The following is a 23,205-nucleotide window of genomic DNA, read 5'->3' on the forward strand; positions in this document are numbered from 1 at the left end:
AAGCTCATTTTGTTTTGCTGGCATCATCATTAAATGATGTCAAAATTGTTTGCTCTCGGACTAACAAAGTTAGTCGTTCAAGCTATATGTCTTAACGTTTTGCATGTTCAGTTTTCAATGTTCATGTTGTCGTCTTGTTTTGGCGACATTTAATATCTTAACAAATCCGTTTATCAATGTCAACAACTTTTTAAAATTAATTTTCGAAGAAAATCAGCAGTGAAAATGACAACTTGATAACTATACCACCCTATCAATAGAATGGCAAGTGCATTTCTAAAAAAACTTTAAAAGATTAATCAACTTATCTACATACACAAGATATGGATGTTTTATAAAGAAAGAGCTACTACAAATAGTAGTAACTCTCTCCTTCAGTTTATCTCAAGTAACTTTAAATTCCTTAACATTCATAATTCTTTCAACTAAATTAATCTTTATGACGCATTGTTGGGAATAATAATACATCACGAATAGACGCTGAATTTGTTAATAACATTACTAATCGGTCAATCCCGATTCCAAGACCACCAGTTGGAGGCATGCCGTATTCTAGTGCTTCTAAGAAATCTTCATCCATTTCATGCGCTTCATCATTACCCGCTTCTTTTTCTGCTAATTGTGCTTCGAAGCGTTGACGTTGATCAATCGGATCATTTAGCTCTGTAAACGCGTTTGCATGCTCACGTCTAACAATGAATAACTCAAAACGATCTGTAAAACGACCATCTTCAGGATTTTTCTTCGCAAGTGGTGATACTTCTACTGGATGTCCATAGATAAATGTTGGTTGAACTAATGTTTCTTCCACCTTTTGTTCGAAGAATTCATTTAAAACATGTCCTACTTCCATTGTAGGTTTCACATCAACACCATGTTCTTTAGCAACTGCATGAGCTTCTTCCTTCGTCATTTCTTTCCAGAAGTCTACTCCCGTAGTTTCTTTTACAGCATCAGCCATATGCCAACGTCTCCAGCCTGGTGCTAGATTTATCTCGTCCTCACCATACTTTACAATAGAAGAACCTAAAACTTCTTGAGCTACGTGAGCAATTAAGTTTTCCGTTAAGTTCATGATATCTTGATAATCTGCATATGCCTCATATAACTCAATCATCGTAAATTCTGGATTATGACGTGTGGAAACACCTTCGTTTCGGAAAACTCGACCTATTTCATATACCTTTTCCAAACCACCAACGATTAATCGTTTTAAATGCAGTTCAATCGCAATACGCATATACAGTTCCATATCAAGCGCATTATGGTGTGTGATAAATGGACGTGCTGCTGCTCCTCCTGCAACAGAGTGTAGCATTGGTGTTTCTACTTCCAAATAACCTTGACCATCTAAATAACGTCTAATAGCTTGGATGATACGACTTCTAGTGATAAATGCATTTTTGCTATCTTCACTAGTCATTAAATCTAGATAACGTTGACGATAACGTTGCTCTACATCTTTCAAACCATGGAATTTTTCTGGCATTGGACGTAGTGATTTTGTTAAAAATGTAAATTCAACTGCTTTAACAGATAGTTCTCCTACTTGTGTACGGAATACGTTACCGCGTACTCCAACGATATCTCCTAAATCTGCTGAGTTAAACAACTCATATGCCTCTTCACCAATTGCATCTTTACGTACATAAATTTGAATTTGACCAGCAAGGTCCTGAATATGAGCAAATCCAGCTTTTCCTTTTCCACGCTTTGTCATGATACGTCCTGCAATAACTACTTCATGCAATGTTTCTTCTAGCTGTTCTTTTGTGTACGCATCAAATTCAGCAACAACTTGATCACTTAAATGAGTACGTTCAAATTTACTCCCAAAAGGGTCTAATCCTTTTTCCTGTATAGCTGTCATCTTTTGTCTTCTCACCAAAAGCTGATCATTTAATTCTTCTACATTAGACATATTCGTCACTCCTCCACTATCAATTACTTACTCAATTCCGCAAGTATCATTTTCTACATTGAACTTATTGTACACAATTTCCGTACACCATTCATCTTTTTCTTACATCAAATTCTTTTTCATTATTCAGATTATCTATTGAAATGGAAAAAGCCATCACATGAAGTGACAGCTCTCGTTCATGTATTAAACAAGAATTAAATCAGAATCTTTATATTCTTTCGACGCTTCTTCTGCAAAGTAACGTAAATAGTCTACAAGCTCTTGCGCAGATTCTGTTTGGTTAATCACATTTCTCGCTATTCCATTTCCGCGAATACCTTTTAAGTACCACGCAGCATGTTTACGCATTTCTCTTACTGCAATTCCTTCGCCCTTTAATGCAGTTAGTCGATCAAAGTGTAATAAACACACATCAATTTTTTCTTGTACGGTTGGTTCTGGTTTAAGTTCACCATTTTCTAAATATTCGACTGTACGATAAATCATCCAAGGATCACCAAGTGCTGCACGACCAATCATTACTCCATCTACACCTGTTTCATCCAACATACGTTTTGCATCTTGTGGAGTTTGAACGTCGCCATTTCCGATTACAGGAATATTAACCGCTTCTTTTACTTGACGTATTAAATCCCAATTTGCGTGACCCTCATACATTTGTAATCGAGTACGTCCATGAACTGCCACGGCTGCTCCACCTGCACGTTCTACCGCACGAGCATTATCTACTACATAGATATGGTCATCGTCCCAACCTGTACGCATTTTCACACTTACCGGCTTTTTCACATTATCAACTACAGCTGCAACCATTTCATAAATCTTGCTTGGATCTAGCAACCACCTTGCTCCAGCCTCGCACTTGATGATTTTATTAACAGGACATCCCATGTTAATATCAATAATATCTGCTGATGTATGCTGATCTACATACTTAGCAGCTGCAACAAGCGTTTCTTTTTCACCGCCGAAAATTTGAAGAGAAAGTGGATTTTCACGCTCATCAATGTAAAGCATGCTTAAAGTTTTTTCGTTTTTATAGACGATTCCTTTATCACTTATCATTTCAGCGTAAACAAGCCCTGCTCCAAATTCTTTTACAGTTAGTCGAAATGCAGAGTTACAAATACCAGCCATTGGTGCTAGGACAACTCTATTATCCATCTCGATATCGCCAATTTTAAATGGCTTTGTTGATGCATTTGTCATAATCATTCACCTGCCTTTGCTTCTCCTTTTAATTCTTCTAGCTTTATATCAAGTAAAGACGCAATTTTTTCTAATTGCCTCTCACTCGGAACTCTTTTTCCTTGTTCTATTTGACCAAGCATTGACACAGACATTTCCATTTCTTTTGCAAGTTCCACTTGCTTTATCATTTTTAATCTTCGAAATGCACGAATGCGTCGACCCCATCGAATGTTTTCCATATACGGACGCCTTCTTTCTGAGCACGCGCAAACTTCAATAAAGAATGATTTGTCCCAGGCTCAACTAAATTTGGATTTAGTTCCACAAGGGGTATTAGCACAAAGCCTCTCTCCATCATCCTTGGATGTGGGATGATAAGATTCTCTGTTTTCATATTCTCTTCATTATACAACAAAATGTCAAGGTCTACAGTCCGGGGACCCCAACGAATCTCGCGAGTACGACCGAGTTCTTCTTCAATTTCGTTGCATCTCATTAATAATTCATGAGGTGTGAGTTGCGTCTTCAACTCTACTACAATATTTAAGAATGCAGCCTGGTCTACATAACCAACAGGATCTGTTTCATAAACAGATGATGCTCGATTTACATCAATACCCAAAGTATCATTTAATAAATTTACAGACTGCACGAGATAATCAAATCGATTTCCAATATTGGAACCTATTGATATATACGCAATATTCATAATGTACCTCTCGTAATATCTACTGCAACAGAAGCATAATGACCTGCAATTGGTGGATTTGGTTTTATCAACTGAACACGACAACCAGTTACTTTTGTTTCATAATCCTTCAAAATCCTTGCGGCAATTTTTTCTGCCACTGCTTCAATTAATAAAAACGGCTTTCCTTCTACTATTTCCTTACAAAGCTCAAATACCTCTGCATAGTTAACCGTTGCATCTAAATTATCCGTTTCACCCGCGTTTTTTAAATCGCAAGCTAATGTAATTGTTACACGAAAAATTTGACCAAGCTTTGTTTCTTCCGGTAAAGCCCCATGATACCCATAAAACTCTAAATCATTTAAATGTATGTAATCCATAAAAGTTAAGCCTCACTTTCTCTGTATATTACTTTACCTTTTAGCACATCCATCATTTTCGTCATACGAGTAATCTCTTTTACATCATGCACACGTACCATATGGCAACCAAGCTGCACACCGTAGCATACCGTTGCACCTGTTCCTTCCATTCTCTCGCTCACAGGAAGATTCAATACATTCCCGATTAGACGTTTACGAGAAGTAGCAAGTAATACCGGATAGCCCATATCCACTAAGTCATCTAAATGTTGCATCATCCAAATATTTTGCTCTGTTGTTTTCCCAAAACCAATACCTGGATCTAACCAAATTTGAGCATCTCGAACTCCCGCGGCTTTCGCAATTTGAATACTCTCTTCTAAATCTTGTTTAGCTTCCAGCCATAAATCGTTATACTCTTCGTTATCTCTGTTATGCATTAAAATTATTGGTACTCCAAATTCTACAGCTACTTCTGCTATTTTCGGATCTCTTTTTGCACCCCAAATGTCATTAATAACATGAGCACCTGCAAGTACTGCCGCTCTAGCAACTTCTGATTTATATGTATCAATGGAAATAACTGCGTTCACCTCTGCACGAATTGCTTTAATAACTGGAACGACTCGTGTTATTTCCTCTTCATCAGAAATAACTGTGTGACCTGGTCTTGTAGACTCTCCACCTATATCAATAATTTTCGCACCATCTTCAACCATTTGCTTTGCACGCGCAACCGCTGATTCGATGTTATTAAACTTCCCACCATCCGAAAAAGAATCCGGCGTAACATTTAGTATTCCCATTACAATCGTTTCTTTTTGAAAATCTAATGTAACTCCTCCTGCTTCGAAAACTTGAGGATGATATTGTAAATTCATCGTTCCATCCTTTCTTCCCTTATACACTTAACATACGATTCATGTAGCGCAACATACACGGGACCTTGATTACCTAAAAATTGTTTTTCATCTATATTTTTAATAGGAACTATCTCTTGAACTGCATTAGTTATAAATACTTCATCTGCATCTTCTAATGCATCTTGTAAAAATAAGCCTTCTACCACTTCAATTGAGGAATTATTAATAATCCAATCGCGCGTGACTCCCGCTAATATCCCTGTCTGAAGTGAAGGAGTATATAATTTTCCGTTTTTTACCCAAAATATATTCGATGTAATTCCTTCAGCAATAAACCCGTCGACAGTTAAAAAGATACCTTCAAGAGACGCCAATGATGTAACTTCGAATCGAGCTTGTATATTATTTGCATAATGATGTGATTTATGACGTATACCACTTTCCGGAGAATTTCTTACAGTTTCCAACCACACGGCTGATTTTTCAGTTCCTCTTAGATTGGAAGGCAAAGTTTTACGGAATAGAATCACAGTAGGCTTTTCATAACTTGTAGGTTGGAGTCCAATATCGTGTACACCTGCCGAAATATTTAAACGAAAATACCCGTCTTCATTATTATTCACTTTTGTTAACGCAGTTACTGCAGCTATAATTGTTTCTTTATCGTATGGCATTGTTATACGAAAATCTTCTAACGCCTTGGAAAGTCGACTCCAATGTTCTTCCCATAAAAATACTTGCCCATTGTACGTACGAAATGTTTCAAAAAAACCAAGCCCATACAAAAATCCATGATCGTAAGGAGAAATGGTTAACTCGTCCGCACGGTATAATTCTCCATCTTTCCAAGCATCCATCCTAGTTACTCTCCATCTTTGAAGGGCTGTATGCTTCGATAAAATTTCGAATAAGTTTTTTCCCTTCTTCTGTCATTATCGATTCTGGATGGAATTGTACACCCTCTACAGCAAATTCTTTATGACGAAGACCCATAATTTCCCCTTCTTCTGTCCAAGAAGTCACTTCAAGACAGTTAGGTAACGACTCTTTCTCTACTAATAAAGAGTGATATCTGGTCGCTTGAAAAGGATTTGGCATATTCGTATTTACACCTTTTCCATCATGAAAAACGGGTGATGTTTTCCCATGCATTAGCCTTTCCGCTCGAATAACCTTACCTCCAAATGCTTGCCCAATGGATTGGTGCCCTAAACAAACTCCAAAAACCGGAATTTTACCTGCAAAATACGTGATTGTCTCTAGACTGATTCCCGCTTCGTTTGGTGTACAAGGACCAGGTGATACGACAATAATATTAGGAGCTAGTTGCTCGATTTCAGAAATCGTTAGTTCATCATTACGAACAACCTTCACTTCTACACCAAGCTCTCCTATATATTGAACGAGATTGTATGTAAAAGAATCGTAGTTATCAATCATTAAAATCATAGACTTACTCCTTCTGCCATAGCTTTTGCTTGCCACAGCGCTTTTGCTTTATTTAAGGACTCTGTATATTCTGAGCTTGGAACGGAATCTATCACAATACCAGCTCCAGCTTGTATATGTGCCATTCCATCTTGAATAAATGCCGTTCGAATAACAATATTCATCTCCAAATCACCTGAAAACCCTAACCAACCAATCGATCCCGTATACAATCCTCTACGAACTGGCTCTAACTCCTCAATTATTTCCATTGTTCGAATTTTCGGAGCACCCGTGATTGTTCCACCTGGGAACATTGCCTGTACAATTTTTGTATTTGAAGTTCCAGGACGGAGTATACCTTTCACATTCGACACAATATGCATGACATGGGAATATCGCTCAATTACCATAAATTCGTCTACTTCAACTGTTCCATAGGTAGATACTCGACCTAAATCATTTCTTTCTAAGTCTACAAGCATTACGTGTTCTGCACGTTCTTTTTCATTATCAATGAGCTCATTAGCTAATGAGATATCTTCTTGGTCACTTTTCCCACGCGGTCTCGTTCCTGCAATTGGACGTGTAGATAATTCTGTTCCTTTTTTCTTTATTAATAGCTCAGGTGATCCTGACACAACAGCAAATTCTGGTGAATGGATGTAAGCCATATACGGAGAAGGATTAAAAGCTCGAAGTGCTTCGTACATAGTAATAGGCTCCGCTTCAAGTTTTTTCGATTGACGAACAGACAGATTCACTTGAAATACATCACCTTGTGCAATATACTCCTGCACTTGACGAACTGCAGATTCGAACTGTGTTGAATTCACGGATACATATAGTTCTGCCTGATCTTCAACTACCTCTGTAGCGGTTCCAGGTTGAAATTTTCTTTTTGCGATTCCATTAGCTGCAGCTGTCTTGAATGATTCTTCTAGATCAGTCAAATCTACATTACTAGTAGAAAGCTTCATGAATGTTACAGTTTCGGTCTTAACATCTAAGACAGTCCAGAAATCAAAGACATAAAAATAAATATCTGGAACCTGTAAATCATCTGCTGCCAAAGTCGGTAATACCTCTATTTTCCGAGCATAATCATAGCTAATAAAACCAACCGCTCCACCTTGGAAATCTGGTAGGTTTTCCTGATAAGGAAGCTTGTACGAATCAACGAGCTTTTCTAATTCATAAAGCGCATCTCCTGAGCGTACTTCATCTTTCCCATTTCTCCATTTTATATGCAAACCAGCATCTACTGATTTTGTTATAGCAAAAGGATTCCAAGCCGCAACGCATAATTGACCGCCTCTTCCGCTCTCTAAAAATAAATGATGCGTCTCTTCTGTTGTTATTTCTTTATATGCGTAAAAAAAAGCTTCCTTTGACATGTTAAATGTGTGAGTCTGTAATTTTAGTGAATCCACTTTTTCAAATCCCCCTAAAAACGATTTGCCTTCATCTTAACTTGAAACACCTACTTTTCGCCACAAAAAAAGAGAAAGCAAATTAGCTTTCTCTCTAGTTTTTCATTAATCTTCAAATTGGTAAAGTGGAGTACTTAAATAACGTTCTCCATTATCAGGAACAATCGCCACTACTTTTTTCCCTTTTCCAAGTTCTTTTGCAAGCTGAATTGCTGCATAAATTGCAGCACCTGCGGAAACACCACCAAGAATACCTTCTAATTTTGCAACTTCTCGAGATGTAGCATATGCATCTTCATTCGATACTTGAATAATAGAATGATACAATTCTGTATCCAATACTTTCGGAACAAATCCAGCACCAATACCTTGAATTTTATGTGGTCCTGGTTTACCACCAGATAGCACGTTCGAATCTTTTGGTTCAACAGCTACAATCTTGATATCCGGAAATTTTTCTTTTAGTACACTACCTGCACCAGTAATTGTCCCACCAGTTCCAATTCCCGCCACAAAACCGTGTAATTCATCAAATGCTTCTGCAAGTTCTGGTCCTGTTGTCAGACGATGAATCTCTGGGTTTGCTTCATTGTTGAATTGTTGTGGCATAAACCATCCGTTTTCGTTTGAAAGTTCTTCCGCTTTCGCAATAGCACCTTTCATACCATCTGCACCGGGTGTTAATACTAAATCAGCACCATACGCACGAAGTAAGTTTCTACGCTCTAAACTCATTGTATCTGGCATGACTAATACTGCATTGAAACCTTTTGCTGCAGCAATCATTGCAAGCCCAATACCTGTGTTTCCACTTGTTGGTTCAATAATCGTGCTACCTTCTTTTAACTTACCTTCTTTTTCTGCCGCTTCGATCATCGCAAGAGCAATACGATCTTTTACACTGCTGCCGGGGTTGAAGTATTCTAATTTCACATATACTTCAGCGTCTTCAGGATTCGATATTCTGTTTAATTTCACCACAGGTGTTTTACCTATTAACTCTACTACCGATTGCGCTAACTTCGCCATTGTCCCACTCCCAATCCCTACTAATTTAATAGGTTTTATTTCCTTAATCATACCAACGAAAAAGAATACATGTCAATAAAATTACATTCGAACAATTAAGAAAATCGCAAATGATTTTTTCTGCTGCGAGGAAAGTTTATATTTTCTTAACTGTAAGAAAAGCGTACCCTCTAGGATACGCTTTTTTAATAGAATATATAAATCATTTTTCACTATACGACCAATTGGCTTTAAACTCCTGCCAAAATGCTTCTTCAGTAACTGATTGTGGAAGCTGATCTAGTGCAAGTTCCCGATGAATATGGTCCTTCACATCTGAAAAAGAGAATGACTCGCCTTCAAAAATACTCACTACTTGTACAACCGCAAACCTGCCGTCCTCTAAGCCAATAACATTACTCCACTTACCAACATCTATTTTCGGTAATCGGGAGGCAATAGCCGAGTCTACAGATTCTGTATCTTTAGAAACATATCCAATGTCCCCTCCTAAACTTGCAGAGCTCGGGTCTTTGGATCGTTCTCTTGCAAGCCCCTCAAAAGACGAACCGCTTTCAAGTTCTTTCACAACTTCCTTTCCTTCATCCTCCGAAGACACATATATTGCTCTTGTACGGTAGGAGGTAGGAATATTATATAGGTTTTTATTATTCTCATAAAATGCTTTGATGGCATCCTCTTTTACAACAATATCCTTTGATAAAACCTTTTCTAAAATTAAGCGTGATCGAATTTTCATTCGCATTGTCTCATCATCAAACTTTTGAAATGATGTATCTGTTCCTTCCTGTGTAGAACGAATAAGTGCAAGCTCCAAATCTATTTCTTGGTTCGTTACTTTTATATTATTTTTTTTAGCAGCAGCTTCCATTACTTCTGCGTTTACTAAATCGAGTAATACTTCTTTACCATACATCGATTCCATGGAAGCTATCCACTGTTCCTTTGTAATAGCTTTCCCATCAACAGAGGCGACTTCTTCCGTTGCACTTACTTTCTCGTTTGGTATTAACCAAGCAATAAACCATAGTAAATTGCCAAGTAAAAGAGCACCGATGATGAGCAGTACTGGTTTAGTTTTTAAATGTCGTTTTTGTTGAGGATTAAAGTTATCACGCGTTGATTTCATCAATAAACGACTCCAATTCATCTACTGAGTACTGATACATCTCCATACAGAAATGGCAATGTGCTTCTGCACCTCCATCTTGCTCAATCATTTCTCGGATTTCGCTTTCACCTAAACTAATAATCGCACTTCCAAATCGTTCTTTTGAGCAATTACATTCAAACGAAACAGGAGTAGAGTCCAAAATTTGAACATTGTCTTTTCCTAAAATTTCATAAAGTAATTCTTCAGGAGTTAGTCCTTTTTCAATCATAGTAGAAACTGGCTCCATTTTGTTTAAATGTTCTTCAATAACTGTGATCGTTTCATCATCCGTACCAGGCATTAGTTGGATAATGAATCCACCTGCTGCTAAAATTGTATTATCTGGATTTACTAAGACTCCTAGTCCAACAGAAGATGGTACTTGTTCAGATACAGCAAAATAATAAGTAAAATCTTCTGCAATCTCACCTGAAACAATTGGTACTTGACCTGTAAAGAAATCTCTCAAACCAAGATCTTTCACAATAGTTAATGCCCCTTCTGTACCTACAGCACGTCGAACATCTAGTTTTCCGACCTCATTTAAATCAAAGTGTGTCTGTGGATTCGTAACATATCCACGAACCTCTCCTTTTGCATTACTATCTATAATCATCGGACCAATTGGGCCTTGTCCTTCTACTTTAACTGTAAGCTTGTCCTCCCCTTTTAACATGGCACCCATCATAACCGCAGCAGTCATAGATCTTCCAAGTGCCGCAGAAGCAGTTGGCCATGTCCCGTGACGACGTTGTGCTTCTCCAACAGTATTAGTTGTTCGAACAGCAAATGCACGAACACTTCCTTCAAAAGCTAAAGCTCTCACTAAATAATCATTCATTTATTTCATACCTCTTTCATCTAAATTTCGTTGATAAATTAAATACAACCCTTTTAAAGTTAAAAAAGGATCAATTATATCCATGACAGTAGTCTCCCCTGCTATCAATGGTGCCATACCACCAGTTGCTATTACTTTTGGAGTTTGCCTAGATGCTTTTTTCATTCTATTCACAATACCTTCCACTTGTCCAACATAACCATAAACAATACCTGCTTGCATCGCAGCAACTGTGTTTTTACCAACAACATGCTCAGGACGAGTTAATTCAATTCGTGGAAGCTTACTTGCTCTTGTAAAAAGCGCTTCTGTTGAAATACCGATACCAGGAGCTATGGCACCACCCATGTAATCCCCTTTTTCATTGACAAAGCAATAGGTAGTCGCAGTTCCAAAATCGACAATAATGAGAGGACTGCCATATTCATGAATTGCCGCAACTGCATTCACGATTCGGTCAGCACCAACTTCTCTTGGGTTTTCATATTTAATATTTAATCCTGTTTTAACTCCCGGACCAACTACAAGTGGTTTTATACCAAAATATTTTTTGCACATTGCTTCTAATGAGAACATAATTGGCGGAACAACTGACGAAATAATAATTCCTTCAATTTGATCAAAAGAAATATTTGCATGGGAAAAAAGAGCCTTTACTTGCATACCATATTCATCTTCTGTTTTTAGTCGATCTGTCTCCATCCGCCAGTGGTGAATTAGTTTATCGTTATCGTAAACACCTAAAACAATGTTTGTATTCCCCGTATCTAGTACTAGTATCATCTAGCTTTTCCTCACTTTTTGTAAGTTTTCCACCACATCATACCATACAACTAATAAAAGAAAAAAGCTGATTGCCTCGTAAAAGCACGAGAAACAACCAGCTAATATGTAGAACGTAGACAAAGCCTAAGTTCAAATTTGCGGCATACTCATGTCTGCGCAAACTTTAAATGTTCACTTTGTCTACAATCAATTATTCAAATTCTATTAATCTCTACGCTCTTCTTGAATCGGATTTTTTGGCTCTTCTACAGTATCTTGTTCTCTTGGTAAGTCACCAGTAGTTGGATCTGCAGGAGCTCCTACTGCTTCCGAAACTTCTTCTTGTTTTGGTTCCACTTCCGCGTTCGCCTGTTCATATGAGCGTTCTGGAAGTGTTCCGTGCTCTTCTAGGTGTTTGATTTGAGCAGCATCTAACGTTTCTACTTCTAATAACGTAGTCGCAATTAAATCTAATAAATCGCGTTTTTCCGTTAAAATTTGTTTTGTACGTTCGTATTGCTCTTTTATCATTGTTTGCATTTCTTGGTCAATTTCATATGCAATTGCATCTGAGTAGTTTTGCTCCGAGTTAAAGTCGCGGCCCAAGAAGACATTTCCTCCTTGTGCTTGACCGAATTGCATTGGTCCAAGTTTGTCACTCATACCATATTCCGTTACCATGCTTCTAGCTATACCAGTCGCACGTTGGAAATCATTATGAGCTCCTGTTGACACTTCCCCAAACACAATATCCTCTGCAACACGACCACCAAGTAATCCTGAGATTTTATCCAGTAATTCTGGTTTAGTCATGAAATAACGATCTTCTTTTGGAAGCATTACTGCGTATCCACCTGCTTGACCACGAGGAACGATTGTCACTTTATGAACGATTTCTGCGTCGTCTAATGTCAATCCAATAACCACATGCCCTGCTTCATGGAACGCTACTATTTTACGTTCTTTGTCTGAAATGACTTTCGTTGATTTTGCAGGACCTGCAATTACACGATCCGTCGCTTCATCAATGTCGGCCATATCAATTTTCTTCTTATTGCGTCTAGCCGCTACAAGTGCTGCTTCATTCAATAAGTTTTCAAGATCTGCACCAGAGAATCCAGGAGTACGTTGAGCAATTGCTTTTAAGTCAACTGATTCATCTAATGGCTTATTACGAGCATGTACATGAAGTACTGCCTCGCGCCCTTTAACATCTGGACGTCCAACTGTAATTTGACGGTCAAAACGACCTGGACGAAGAAGTGCTGGGTCTAGAATATCCGGTCTATTCGTTGCAGCAACAATAATAATACCTTCGTTCGCACCGAAACCATCCATTTCAACAAGTAGTTGGTTTAATGTTTGTTCACGCTCATCGTGACCTCCACCAAGACCAGCTCCACGTTGACGACCTACCGCATCAATTTCATCGATAAAAATAATACATGGTGCATTTTTCTTTGCATTTTCAAATAAGTCACGAACACGAGAAGCTCCGACTCCGACAAACATTTCTACGAAATCAGATCCACTAATAGAAAAGAAAGGAACGCCAGCTTCTCCTGCAACCGCACGAGCAAGTAACGTTTTACCAGTACCCGGAGGACCAACTAACAAAATACCTTTCGGAATACGAGCTCCAATTTCCACGAATTTTCGCGGATCTTTTAAGAAATCTACTACTTCTACTAGTTCAGCTTTTTCTTCATCTGCCCCAGCAACATCTGTAAACCTTACTTTTTTCTTTTCATTATCATACAATTTTGCTTTACTCTTACCAAAGTTCATCACACGGTTACCACCACCTTGTGATTGGCTTAATAGGAAGAAGAATAAAATAATGATAATTAAAAACGGTAATAATCCTGTGAAAAATTGTACCCATCCACTCGTTTTTGGAGTTTCTTTATAGTCAATTTTTACTGAGTTATTTTTTGCTGCAGTATCAATTTCTTTTTGTAATTGATCACTATCATGAGGGAGTTTCGTTAAGAATTTTTCCCCTTTTTCATAGCCTTTCATTTCACCTTCCACAACATAAACCCCTGCTTCAGGCTGCAAAGTAATGCTTGTTACTTCTCCTTTTTTAAGAGAAGTCATAAATTCGTCATAACGAATATTTTTAGTTGGTTGATTGCTCGTGTTAAACGTCGCAAAGATCCCAACAATTACAAAAAATATTAATAAGTATAATATAGCGTAGCGCAATGCTCGATTCATTCCCAGCCTCCTCACAAGGTAAACAGAAAAACTATATGTAATCTTATCATACGAATTTTTAGGCGTACAATGAAAAGCCTTTTAGTTCAGCATTAAATTAAAAAGAATATACTTCTTTCTTTAATACACCAACGTATGGTAAATTACGATACTTCTCTGCATAATCTAATCCGTAACCAACAACAAATGCATCTGGCACATCAAAGCAAACATAATCGGCTTTTAAATCTACTTTTCGACCAGATGGTTTATCAAGTAAAGTAACGATTTTAATCGATTTTGCTTTACGATATTTGAATAGATCTACCAAATAACTTAAAGTCATACCGCTATCGATAATATCTTCAATGATTAAAATGTCGCGTCCTTCAACACTTGTATTTAAATCTTTAATAATTTTTACTTCTCCCGAAGAGACAGTAGCATTTCCATAACTAGATACATCCATGTAATCCATTTCAATGTAAGTGTCCACACGTTTCATCAAATCGGACATAAAAGGCATTGCACCTTTTAAAATGCCAATAGCTAGTGGGAATTTCTCAGCGTAATCTGCTGATAATTGTGCACCAAGTTCTTTCGTTTTTTCTTGAATTTGTTCTTCCGTCAATAGAATTTCTAGAATGTCTTTTTCTAACATTTTAGTCCCCCCAAATAATTATTTTCGTTTTACATACATGACATAGTTTTGTCCATTATACTCTTTTGAAAATCGCTCTTCATAACGAAGTCCAATTACTGCAATTATATCATTGTTCCGGTTTACAAGTAGTGGCCAAACATGTCGTTCTTCTGCAGATATCTTTTCATCTATAAACAATCGGGATACTTTCTTTGGGGAAGACATCCCTTTCACTTGGATGCGATCTCCATCAGCTTTTTGTCGACTAGAAAGTGGAAGTAAATCGTTTTCTAATTGCACAAACCATTTTTCATCTGAAAAATGTTTCTCCAAATTTTTCGTTAAATAAATGGAAAACCCAGCTCCAATACGTTGCCAACTATCCTCTTGGATAACTATTTTATTAGAAATCTCCAATTCCCGAGAGGAAGACGTAAACTGTATTTTATTATAATGACGAATCAGGAAAAAAGCGTTTGGTAAATGGATTAACGCGTTACCTTCATGCTCATTACAAGCAGAAAGAATAGACTCAATTAACCGCTCATTTAGTAGTATATCGGAATTAATGTACAGATATTTTAATAGTAGTAGAACAACTCTTCTTTGTAAAGCGATGGGAACTTCGGCAAAGTGCATTGTATCAAGAATAAACGTCCCTTCGGAATCAACTGTCACAAGCTGTTCATACTTTTCTTTCGCCATCGTTTGAAGGAGTATATCATCTTGTTGTTGTTTCTCAACAAATAATCGAATACTTTCGCTTATTTGGGGATTTTCTTCTTTTAGTAAAGGAACTACTTTATGTCGAACTCGGTTTCGTGTATATGTATGTTTGTCATTGCTTGGATCATGTCGAAAGGATTGACTCAGCAGATGTACATATTCCAAAATCTCTTCTTTAGTTACACATAAAAAGGGGCGAATTATTTTCCCTATTGAAAAGGGCCGTGTCCTCGGAATTCCTGTTATAGAGGGGGTAAGTGACCCCCTCATTAGTGACATTAATACTGTTTCAGTCTGATCATCAGCATGATGACCCTGTACTAACTTTTGATATTGATATTGTGCCATTATACTTTCAAAGTAAGCATAGCGTTCTTCTCTACAAATAACTTGAACATTACCGCCTTCTTGAGCGACTCTATGAGGAACCTCTATTTTTGTACCATAGAAAGGTAACTGTAAACTTTCTGCAAGCTGTTCGACAAATTGCATATCCTGCGCAGATTCTTCTTCTCTTAATTGGTGGTCAGTGTGCACAATACCTATTTGTAATGCATATTCTTCTTGTATTTCATGCAACGCGCATACTAACGCAACCGAATCTGCTCCCCCGGAACATGCGACAAGAAGACGCTCTCCCTTTTCTATCAAATGGTGCTTGTCGATATAGTTTTTTACCTTTCGAACGAACGGAAGCATCTTCTCACCTCTTTCTTCATTGATGTAAAAGTATGGCCCTTTCTTTTGTAGACACCTACCCATTTTCTTCGATGACGCTGAAAAAGTGAAGTTCTAGTAAATTTTTCAATAAAATATTCGCTATTAGGATTTATCGTTCTGGCATTCGCTTTCCGCGGGCGAGCGTCGAGTCTCATGCGTCGCGCTAAATTCTTTTAAATAAATACAGCAAATAGTTATTATAAAAAATACTAATTTAGACTTTTTCAGAGCCCTCATTTGTTTCTGCGCCTTGCCCCTCGAGGTTAAATGTCTGCTTTCTCCGGTGGCTGAGGAACTGCCTCCTCGAAAGCTGTCATTTACTTGTCGGGGCTGTTCAAGGCGCTTCCGCTTTTCTTTTTAGTGTACCATTTTTTCTTGAAATTTTGCTGCTTCACGAGGTGAAAAAATGGACCACTCCGGTACAATATGCTTCACTTGCATGAAAATAACTGTTCGATCATCTCCTGGCAATGAGTAAGTTTCCTCTAGCATTTTCACGAACCTCTCTGCATTCATTGTTGGGTCCTGTAGTATTTTCTTGTAATACATTTCTTGTTTTTCGATAGATGTTTTAGACGAGAAGACACCATCGGATAACATCAATAGAACATCTCCATCCTTAATATCGACTTTTCTAGCTTCGATCGTAAAAGTAGGTAAAAATCCAAACGGAACATGTTTACTCTCAATTTTTCGCATATCATTTCCTCTAATTAAATACGTTGACATGCTTCCTGCTTTCCACGACCAAAGCTCTCCTTTTTGTAAGTCAATCAACGCTAAATCTACGGTCGCATAACTATCTGTATCATCTTGCAAGCTCATCATATAGTGAAGAGTATGCATAGTCGTTTCAGGATCCATCTTTTTATTTAAACATTCTCGCATAAAATGCATTACTCTTCTACTTTCTCGATGCGCCTCAATATTATTACCCATTCCATCAGATAAAATAACTGCAAGTAACCCAGGGTGGAGCGGAAAAACTGCATGGGCATCACCCGAATAGATTGTATTTCTACTAGAAGAGGTGTAAATATCATGTGTTATTTCAAAACGAACGGAAGACTTGCAAGTCATTTGGATATGTTCATATGGTTGATGTATCTCCTTCATAGCTGTTATTTCAAACGGTTCCTTCCATAAATCATATAAAATAGGCAGTATCAATCTTTCTCCAACCATTTTTGCTTTTGATTCTATTGGTAAGCAACAGACTACTTCCATCTGGCCAACTGCGATATTTAGCACATCAATTTGAAAAAAAGGAATATTGCATTGTTGAAATTTTTGTTTCACTTCTTCTTCGTGTGATGTATATAACGTAACACTATTATCTAATTTGTTCATAAGATCACTCATATGATTTCCCATATCTCTCAGCTTTAAAGCGTACATTTTCTTTCCGTGTTGCAACTGGCTATTTAAGTGTCTTTTTACCTCTCTTTCTTTTAATTCTTGAACAATTTGCATTGGCTTTACACACTTGAATTGAATTTTCTTCTCTATTTGTATCCTTGTTTTTTTAGAGTCATTTTCCCATTGCTCCATTAGCAATGGAATGCCATTCGACTTTTCTCCCCAACACTTTTCGAATTGAAAGCAGGACTGACAGACGGATAATGCCTTTGGTTGCTCTTGATCATCCACTCCTTTTGAGTCAAATCGGTCGGATATAAAACGAGTAATAAAATCTACAAAGTGTTGAAACTCCCTTAACTGATTATTTACTTTTTCCGTCATCCATTTTTGCCTTCGTATAAGGACATTAGAAGTATCAGGGAAAAGCTGGTCCTTTAAATATTTTATCCATTTCGAAGGAATAGCAAAAAACAATAACGACGCAGTAACAAGCGAACCGATATAAACAGAATCCAACGGCAAAGTACGATCGTATAAAATGAAGAAAAACGTTGCTCCAAGCATACTAAACGCCTGCCAAAGCCTACCAAATGGCTTATGAAGTCCTGCTAAAAATCCAGTAATCGCATATACGGCAATCATCCCACTAAAGCTTAGTTTAGATATGCTTAATATCGTACCGGCAAGCACTGCCACTACGGTTGCAAGCTGAACACCGCCAACCGCTGAAGCTACAGCGATTACTAAATGCGCGATTACTAATGGAATGGACACGTATCCAAAAATAAAAGAGGACATTCCCGTTAAAACTAAAGCTCCTATTAATAAGGCTGCTCCCATTCTTTCGGCAGTCCATCTTTTATGAAGAAAATCTGGTAGTGGTAAGAACAACTGAAACAAAAATATAGTCATGAATAAGCTCAAGATACCTTCGTATCCAATAGCTAGCCAAACTGAAACAGGAATATCTCCCCCGTAAGAAATAAATTGCCATATCACTTGAATAAAAATGACATCTATAAGCACAAACAATGGTAAAGGTATTTTCTTTATGACCTTTTTTGAATGGAATGGAAAAATTAATGCTTGCATCGCGTGAATGATAACTTGTCCAAATCCTAAAGTAAAACTACCGAGCAAAGCACCTGCTATCGTCCAAGGTAAAAAGCGTTGAAATCGTAAACTTACAAGTGCCCATATTGGCAAGAAAAATGGAACGGAAGCTTCAAATAGCACGACTTGTGCTAAGAAAAAAGCGAGAATAAAAAAAACAATGGCAAATGAAATTGATACTTTTCGAGCTTGTATACTTTCCAAAACCCTTCTCAACGTTAAACCTCTTTTTCGTTCTTGCTCATACATCGTTTTCAAACGTATACCTCCTATTCAGCTATTGATGGAAGTATACCTACAGAGTGCACAAAAAGTATGTCTATTTCTGACAATTTCAAATAAAAAGTTTTCGACTCAATTAATGAAAATGAAACAAAATATTTAAAAGAAGTATTGACACTTTGACCAAACGCTTGTAATATGTAATTTGTTCGTAAAAAACGGCGGCGTAGCTCAGCTGGCTAGAGCATTCGGTTCATACCCGAAAGGTCGTGGGTTCGACTCCCTCTGCCGCCATATCTTTTATTATTTATTTCCTGCATACACAACTAGTAGTGTAAATACTATACATATTATTAATAAGGCCCCTTGGTCAAGCGGTTAAGACACCGCCCTTTCACGGCGGTAACACGGGTTCGAATCCCGTAGGGGTCATCTTATAAAGAGGCAGTTTCAAGAGTTAAAACTTTTGAGACTGCTTTTTTGTTAATATAAATTATCAATTAATTGTAAAGAGGGTATAATAAATGGATTTAAAAAGACCAGAACCCATGGAAGCAGCAAAACTTTTTCTCTCTCTTAAATTTCCAAATTGCCAAGGTGCTGTTTTAGCAGGCAGCGTAGTCCGAGGAGAACCGACAGTAACTTCTGATTTAGATATTGTAGTATTTAGCGAAAGTATTAATTCCTCATTCAGAGAAACACTTATTTTCAATGGTTGGCCAATAGAAGTGTTCGTGCATAATTTGTCTTCTTATAAAAGTTTCTTTGAGAGCGATTATAAAAGAGCAAGACCATCTTTGCCTAGAATGGTTGCTGAAGGGCTTATTTTGAAAAATGAAGGAATAATGGAGGACATTCAAGCGGAGGCAAGACAGCTTCTAAATAATGGTCCAGAGCAGTGGTCTAACGATATTATCAATATGAAGCGTTATTTTATAACGGATGCTTTAGATGATTTTATTGGCTGTAACAAGAGAGCCGAAGAAATATTTATTGCCAATACATTAGCTGAACTAGTGAGTGAGTTTGTTTTACGTACGAATCGCAAGTGGGTTGGTGCTTCCAAATGGATTATTCGCTCATTAAAACTCTACGACGAGGGGTTCACCGAACAATTTGTCGAAGCCTTTGATCTTTATTATAAAACTGGTGACAAAAATAATATAATCCAAATCGTTGAAAATGTTTTACAACCATACGGCGGACGTCTCTTTGAAGGATTTTCTTTAGGGAAATAGAAAAGGACATCAACAGATGTCCCTTTTTATTTATGAAGGATTTGTTTTTTGTGATGATTGTCATGATCAATAAAATCAGTGAAGTAACTGCGAATAGATACTTCATGCTCTCCAATGTAGAAGACTTTGTCCCATTCTATTTCATCGATTGCTTGAAGATGCTCAATGATTGATTGACGTTGTTGTTTTGCATAAGAGAGGGTTTCTTTAAATGTTTGTTCATGAGCACGGGCTGCGGCCTTTTCATTAAAGGCTTCAAAATTTGGAAACGATTCAAACTTCTCACCTTCTCTCATATTCGGTATACGCTGTTCTAAAGTAAATCGATCCCACTCCCCTAGATGCATGACTATTTCATTAGGAGACCATTTTCCTTCTTTGTAAGGAGCCAATGCTTTTTCTTCAGGCAGGTCTTGCAAGGAGTCAAGCCAGTTTACATAATTTTGTTGGTACTCTAGTATTTCTTCTTTTTTCAAATGAAATCACCCCTACTAATTCTTTCACTCTTTAATTCGAGATGGATTTCCAATCTACCTTCTTTTTTATATTTTTATTTTTCAGACTTACTTCCCTAAAATTCGAGGATTGAATTAGAGTAGAATGTCCAGGATTTTGCTCTTAGGGCACCAGAACTTACGGATAAGGACTTTGAACTTGCGCTTATGACCATTGAATTTGCACTTAACGGGGTGGAGTTTGCGGTTAAAGCTTCGAAGTTGCGTTCTCTCTTTTAATTTGCGCTTAGTGCTTCAGAACTTGCGCTTATGACCATTGAATTTGCGCATAACGGGGGTGATCTTGCGGATAACGCTTCCGAAGTTGCGTTCTCTCTTTTAATTTGCACTTAGTGCTTCGGAATTTGCGCTTACGACCATTGAACTTGTGCTTAACGGGCTTAAGTTTGCGGATAACGCTTCTCAAATTAAGCTCTCGATTGAATTTACGATGAGCACCTCTCATGTTGTGGTCACCTATTCAGCTGGTGATTTGCGTTCTCCACTTTCAAATGCCAAAACAAAAAAGCCCAACTCGGGTTGGACTTTTTGTACTTTCATCTATTAAACATTTTTTCTACCGATAAAACAGACAGCAGGTTATCCTCTTTTTGCGCCTCTTCCACCACGCTTAGATTCTGTTGCGCGCTTTAACGTAGACAAACGATCTTCACTATCTTTTAGGAATCGTGCCATTTTTTGCTCAAAATTCTCTTTGCTTGGGCGATCACGATCATTTGGGCGATTGTTGTTACGTGGACGTTGAGGACGCTCTGGTCTCTCTGGTCTTTCCGCTTGAGGTTTCGCTTTACGAATGGATAATCCAATTTTGCCATCCGCTTCAACATTCATCACCTTAACTTCAACAACATCTCCAACCTTTAAATGCTCATTAATATCTTTCACATAATTATCCGCAACTTCACTAATGTGAACTAGACCTGTTGAGCCTCCTGGCAGCTCGACGAACGCTCCGAAGTTAGTGATTCCTGTTACTTTACCTTGTACCTTGCTGCCTACTTCAATTGACATAAAAAAAATGCTCCTCCTTAAAATTTAAGCGACTCTTTAACGAGTTAGTACGAATTTTTTCATACAGTCTCTATCTTTATTATAGCTAACAAAAAAAGAGTGTCAATAAGACTACTCTTTCGAAGCGTTATTTTTATCTTATTTCTTCTCGCTTTCAGGCAAGGTAAAAATAATTTCTCCTTCTTCTGAAAGAAAATAGTTTTTTCTTAATATCTTTCCAATGTACTCATCATCATTTAGTTTGGAAATTTGTAGTTTTAGCATTTCCTGCTCTTCTTGTACCTTTGCAAGTTCATCTTCCACTTGAGCTTTTTGCTTTTCTTTTTCGTTCAATGCGTTATTACTTGTTATTATTGTGGAAACTAAAAAACCGATAACTACAATGGACACAACACAAAAAGTTGCCAAGCGTCTATATAAACGAACTTTTTTTGCCTGTTTGCGATTTTCTTGACGTTCAATTGAGCGAACGTAATCTGTGTTAATTGATGCAAGTTGTTTTCCTACGGATACATTTCTTTGCTTCTGTTCCATTTCGCTCTCTCCCGTCAAAGTATCTCAATTTTTGGTGTACTTTTTATTATAACGGAAGTTCGGTATTTTCAGAAGGGCCAAATGCAGTATTTTATTATACAGAAAATGAAAAGGCTTCATGATTGTTACTATTATCAACACTATAAAATGTATTATTTTCCTAATAATTGTTAATATAAAACGTATTATAAACCAAATTGGCTTGACAACTAAGAGTAAAAAAGTCCTACCAAGGAATCGAAACAAAGGTTGAAAAATCTGTTCATATAAAAGAATACCTAAAACTTGGGCTAGTGGGTCATACACCCTCCATATCCCATCCCGTACTTCATATAGCATGTAAAAAGTTCCCACTCCAAGTAATATCCAAACAATCACTTCTAAACCTGATCGATATTTAAAAACAAAGGAACGCTTTGGAAAACTCTCGCATAGAAAGCGCGTTCCTTCAACTATCGCCCCAATTAATACTCCACTCAATATCATCAAAACTAGGCTAACAAACTGTAGAGAGAGTGTCATCCGAATAGTTTATGAAGTAATCCTCTTGCTCCGTCTAACTGCTGCTCCTCATCATATTGCATCACTCGAACTATTCCTTCTAACGTTAGTAGTCCTTTATCTACGTCTAAATGGACAATCTTTAGATCTTCTCCTTTAATATGAAGAATCCCTTGTGAAGTTCTTACGTAAAATTCTTGTTGATCAAATCGTTCAATCGCTTTAACAGATGTTAGATCCATTCTTTTTCGATTTCTTAAAGAAATTAAATGGTCCCCCGATGGAATTGTTATTGTTTGATTTTCTGCTTGATATTGCATATACTCTCTCCTCTCCTTGTCCTAACTTATTGTATGCACATAAAAAAAAAGCATGACAAACTGCCATGCTTTTTCTTATAAAAACTTTTCACTTTTATTATCATCTAGCTGTAGAGTTGGTTTCACATGTTAATCTTCATCATCTATAAATTCCGGGTCTACTTTTTCTAGCCGTTCTTCTTTTATTATGGTGAACATCGATGCGGCGTCTTCTTTTTTTGCGGAATCTTTAATTGCATCAATCGAAGCCGTCACTACTTTTTGTCCAAATCGAATGGACAGTTCATCTCCAGCCTTCACATCTGAACTTGCTTTCGCAACTTTCCCGTTAATCGTGATTCTTCCTTGATCTGCAACTTCCTTTGCTAATGTTCTACGTTTAATCAATCGAGATACTTTTAAAAATTTATCTAATCTCATA

The 23,205-nt window shown here is 37.4% G+C and carries 24 protein-coding genes and 2 tRNA genes; 3 read left to right on the plus strand and 23 right to left on the minus strand.

All coding sequences use genetic code 11. The features are described 5' to 3' along the window. Positions 1-430: 430 nt before the first annotated feature. The 17 genes from lysS to FG384_RS16455 all read right to left on the minus strand — a co-directional run bounded on the left by lysS (position 431) and on the right by FG384_RS16455 (position 18,692). Entirely contained in the window at positions 431-1,921 is a 1,491-nt protein-coding gene (gene lysS, locus FG384_RS16375) for a lysine--tRNA ligase (RefSeq protein WP_142643785.1), read from the minus strand. Positions 1,922-2,107: 186 nt separating this feature from the next. Continuing rightward, positions 2,108-3,133 (minus strand): tRNA dihydrouridine synthase DusB, encoded by a 1,026-nt coding sequence (gene dusB, locus FG384_RS16380; protein ID WP_142643786.1) that lies wholly within the window; start codon positions 3,131-3,133, stop codon positions 2,108-2,110. A 2-nt stretch (positions 3,134-3,135) separates the two neighbouring features. Further along, entirely contained in the window at positions 3,136-3,354 is a 219-nt protein-coding gene (locus FG384_RS16385) for a helix-turn-helix domain-containing protein (protein WP_142643787.1), read from the minus strand. After that, positions 3,306-3,827, minus strand: coding sequence for a 2-amino-4-hydroxy-6-hydroxymethyldihydropteridine diphosphokinase (gene folK, locus FG384_RS16390; protein ID WP_142643834.1), 522 nt, complete (start codon positions 3,825-3,827; stop codon positions 3,306-3,308). The genes FG384_RS16385 and folK overlap by 49 nt, the downstream gene beginning before the upstream one ends. Next, positions 3,821-4,186: a dihydroneopterin aldolase gene (gene folB / locus FG384_RS16395; protein WP_142643788.1), complete on the minus strand. Its 366-nt coding sequence runs from the start codon at positions 4,184-4,186 to the stop codon at positions 3,821-3,823. The genes folK and folB overlap by 7 nt, the downstream gene beginning before the upstream one ends. A gap of 5 nt (positions 4,187-4,191) precedes the next feature. Further along, positions 4,192-5,049 carry a dihydropteroate synthase gene (gene folP, locus FG384_RS16400; RefSeq protein WP_142643789.1) on the minus strand — a complete coding sequence of 286 codons (858 nt, stop codon included), beginning with the start codon at positions 5,047-5,049 and terminating at the stop codon, positions 4,192-4,194. Continuing rightward, positions 5,046-5,888 (minus strand): aminodeoxychorismate lyase, encoded by an 843-nt coding sequence (gene pabC, locus FG384_RS16405; protein WP_142643790.1) that lies wholly within the window; start codon positions 5,886-5,888, stop codon positions 5,046-5,048. The genes folP and pabC overlap by 4 nt, the downstream gene beginning before the upstream one ends. 1 nt (position 5,889) lies before the next feature. After that, complete coding sequence (gene pabA, locus FG384_RS16410) at positions 5,890-6,480, minus strand: aminodeoxychorismate/anthranilate synthase component II (RefSeq protein WP_142643791.1); 591 nt, start codon at positions 6,478-6,480, stop codon at positions 5,890-5,892. Next, the gene (locus FG384_RS16415) at positions 6,477-7,856 is read right to left on the minus strand and encodes an anthranilate synthase component I family protein (protein WP_142643835.1); all 1,380 of its coding nucleotides are present in this window, start codon (positions 7,854-7,856) and stop codon (positions 6,477-6,479) included. The genes pabA and FG384_RS16415 overlap by 4 nt, the downstream gene beginning before the upstream one ends. A 141-nt stretch (positions 7,857-7,997) precedes the next feature. Beyond that, positions 7,998-8,921, minus strand: coding sequence for a cysteine synthase A (gene cysK, locus FG384_RS16420; RefSeq protein WP_142643792.1), 924 nt, complete (start codon positions 8,919-8,921; stop codon positions 7,998-8,000). A gap of 202 nt (positions 8,922-9,123) precedes the next feature. Further along, the gene (locus FG384_RS16425) at positions 9,124-10,050 is read right to left on the minus strand and encodes a peptidyl-prolyl cis-trans isomerase (protein WP_142643836.1); all 927 of its coding nucleotides are present in this window, start codon (positions 10,048-10,050) and stop codon (positions 9,124-9,126) included. Continuing rightward, positions 10,034-10,915: an Hsp33 family molecular chaperone HslO gene (gene hslO, locus FG384_RS16430; RefSeq protein WP_142643793.1), complete on the minus strand. Its 882-nt coding sequence runs from the start codon at positions 10,913-10,915 to the stop codon at positions 10,034-10,036. Before hslO ends, FG384_RS16425 begins: the two co-directional genes overlap by 17 nt. Then, positions 10,916-11,698, minus strand: a complete 783-nt coding sequence (locus FG384_RS16435; RefSeq protein ID WP_142643794.1) for a type III pantothenate kinase — start codon at positions 11,696-11,698, stop codon at positions 10,916-10,918. It lies immediately after the preceding gene. 207 nt (positions 11,699-11,905) lie between these two features. Further along, complete coding sequence (gene ftsH / locus FG384_RS16440) at positions 11,906-13,900, minus strand: ATP-dependent zinc metalloprotease FtsH (RefSeq protein WP_142643795.1); 1,995 nt, start codon at positions 13,898-13,900, stop codon at positions 11,906-11,908. Between the two features lie 97 nt (positions 13,901-13,997). Next, positions 13,998-14,540, minus strand: coding sequence for a hypoxanthine phosphoribosyltransferase (gene hpt / locus FG384_RS16445; RefSeq protein WP_142643796.1), 543 nt, complete (start codon positions 14,538-14,540; stop codon positions 13,998-14,000). 18 nt (positions 14,541-14,558) lie between these two features. After that, entirely contained in the window at positions 14,559-15,947 is a 1,389-nt protein-coding gene (gene tilS / locus FG384_RS16450) for a tRNA lysidine(34) synthetase TilS (RefSeq protein WP_166462469.1), read from the minus strand. 378 nt (positions 15,948-16,325) lie between these two features. Beyond that, complete coding sequence (locus tag FG384_RS16455; RefSeq protein WP_240793459.1) at positions 16,326-18,692, minus strand: SpoIIE family protein phosphatase; 2,367 nt, start codon at positions 18,690-18,692, stop codon at positions 16,326-16,328. A 193-nt stretch (positions 18,693-18,885) separates the two neighbouring features. Between FG384_RS16455 and FG384_RS16460 the strand changes: the two genes are divergently transcribed. From FG384_RS16460 to FG384_RS16470, 3 genes are all read left to right on the plus strand, one after another. Continuing rightward, positions 18,886-18,959: transfer RNA gene (locus tag FG384_RS16460), tRNA-Met, on the plus strand. A gap of 66 nt (positions 18,960-19,025) precedes the next feature. Then, a tRNA-Glu gene (locus FG384_RS16465) sits at positions 19,026-19,097 on the plus strand. A gap of 92 nt (positions 19,098-19,189) precedes the next feature. After that, positions 19,190-19,903, plus strand: coding sequence for a nucleotidyltransferase domain-containing protein (locus tag FG384_RS16470; protein WP_142643799.1), 714 nt, complete (start codon positions 19,190-19,192; stop codon positions 19,901-19,903). 26 nt (positions 19,904-19,929) lie between these two features. Here the strand turns inward: FG384_RS16470 and FG384_RS16475 are convergent, their stop codons facing one another. The 6 genes from FG384_RS16475 to FG384_RS16500 form a co-directional block, all read right to left on the minus strand. Next, positions 19,930-20,379 carry a DinB family protein gene (locus FG384_RS16475; protein WP_142643800.1) on the minus strand — a complete coding sequence of 150 codons (450 nt, stop codon included), beginning with the start codon at positions 20,377-20,379 and terminating at the stop codon, positions 19,930-19,932. 618 nt (positions 20,380-20,997) lie between these two features. Next, the gene (locus FG384_RS16480) at positions 20,998-21,429 is read right to left on the minus strand and encodes a S1 domain-containing RNA-binding protein (RefSeq protein WP_142643801.1); all 432 of its coding nucleotides are present in this window, start codon (positions 21,427-21,429) and stop codon (positions 20,998-21,000) included. Between the two features lie 138 nt (positions 21,430-21,567). Next, complete coding sequence (locus FG384_RS16485) at positions 21,568-21,963, minus strand: FtsB family cell division protein (RefSeq protein ID WP_142643802.1); 396 nt, start codon at positions 21,961-21,963, stop codon at positions 21,568-21,570. A 24-nt stretch (positions 21,964-21,987) separates the two neighbouring features. After that, the gene (yabQ, locus tag FG384_RS20475; RefSeq protein ID WP_142643803.1) at positions 21,988-22,485 is read right to left on the minus strand and encodes a spore cortex biosynthesis protein YabQ; all 498 of its coding nucleotides are present in this window, start codon (positions 22,483-22,485) and stop codon (positions 21,988-21,990) included. After that, entirely contained in the window at positions 22,482-22,784 is a 303-nt protein-coding gene (gene yabP / locus FG384_RS16495; RefSeq protein WP_142643804.1) for a sporulation protein YabP, read from the minus strand. The genes yabQ and yabP overlap by 4 nt, the downstream gene beginning before the upstream one ends. Before the next feature lie 129 nt (positions 22,785-22,913). Next, positions 22,914-23,204: an RNA-binding S4 domain-containing protein gene (locus FG384_RS16500; protein ID WP_142643805.1), complete on the minus strand. Its 291-nt coding sequence runs from the start codon at positions 23,202-23,204 to the stop codon at positions 22,914-22,916. Position 23,205: the final 1 nt, after the last annotated feature.

It is taken from the genome of Psychrobacillus vulpis, from assembly GCF_006861825.1.
In the GTDB taxonomy this organism is placed as follows: domain Bacteria; phylum Bacillota; class Bacilli; order Bacillales_A; family Planococcaceae; genus Psychrobacillus; species Psychrobacillus vulpis.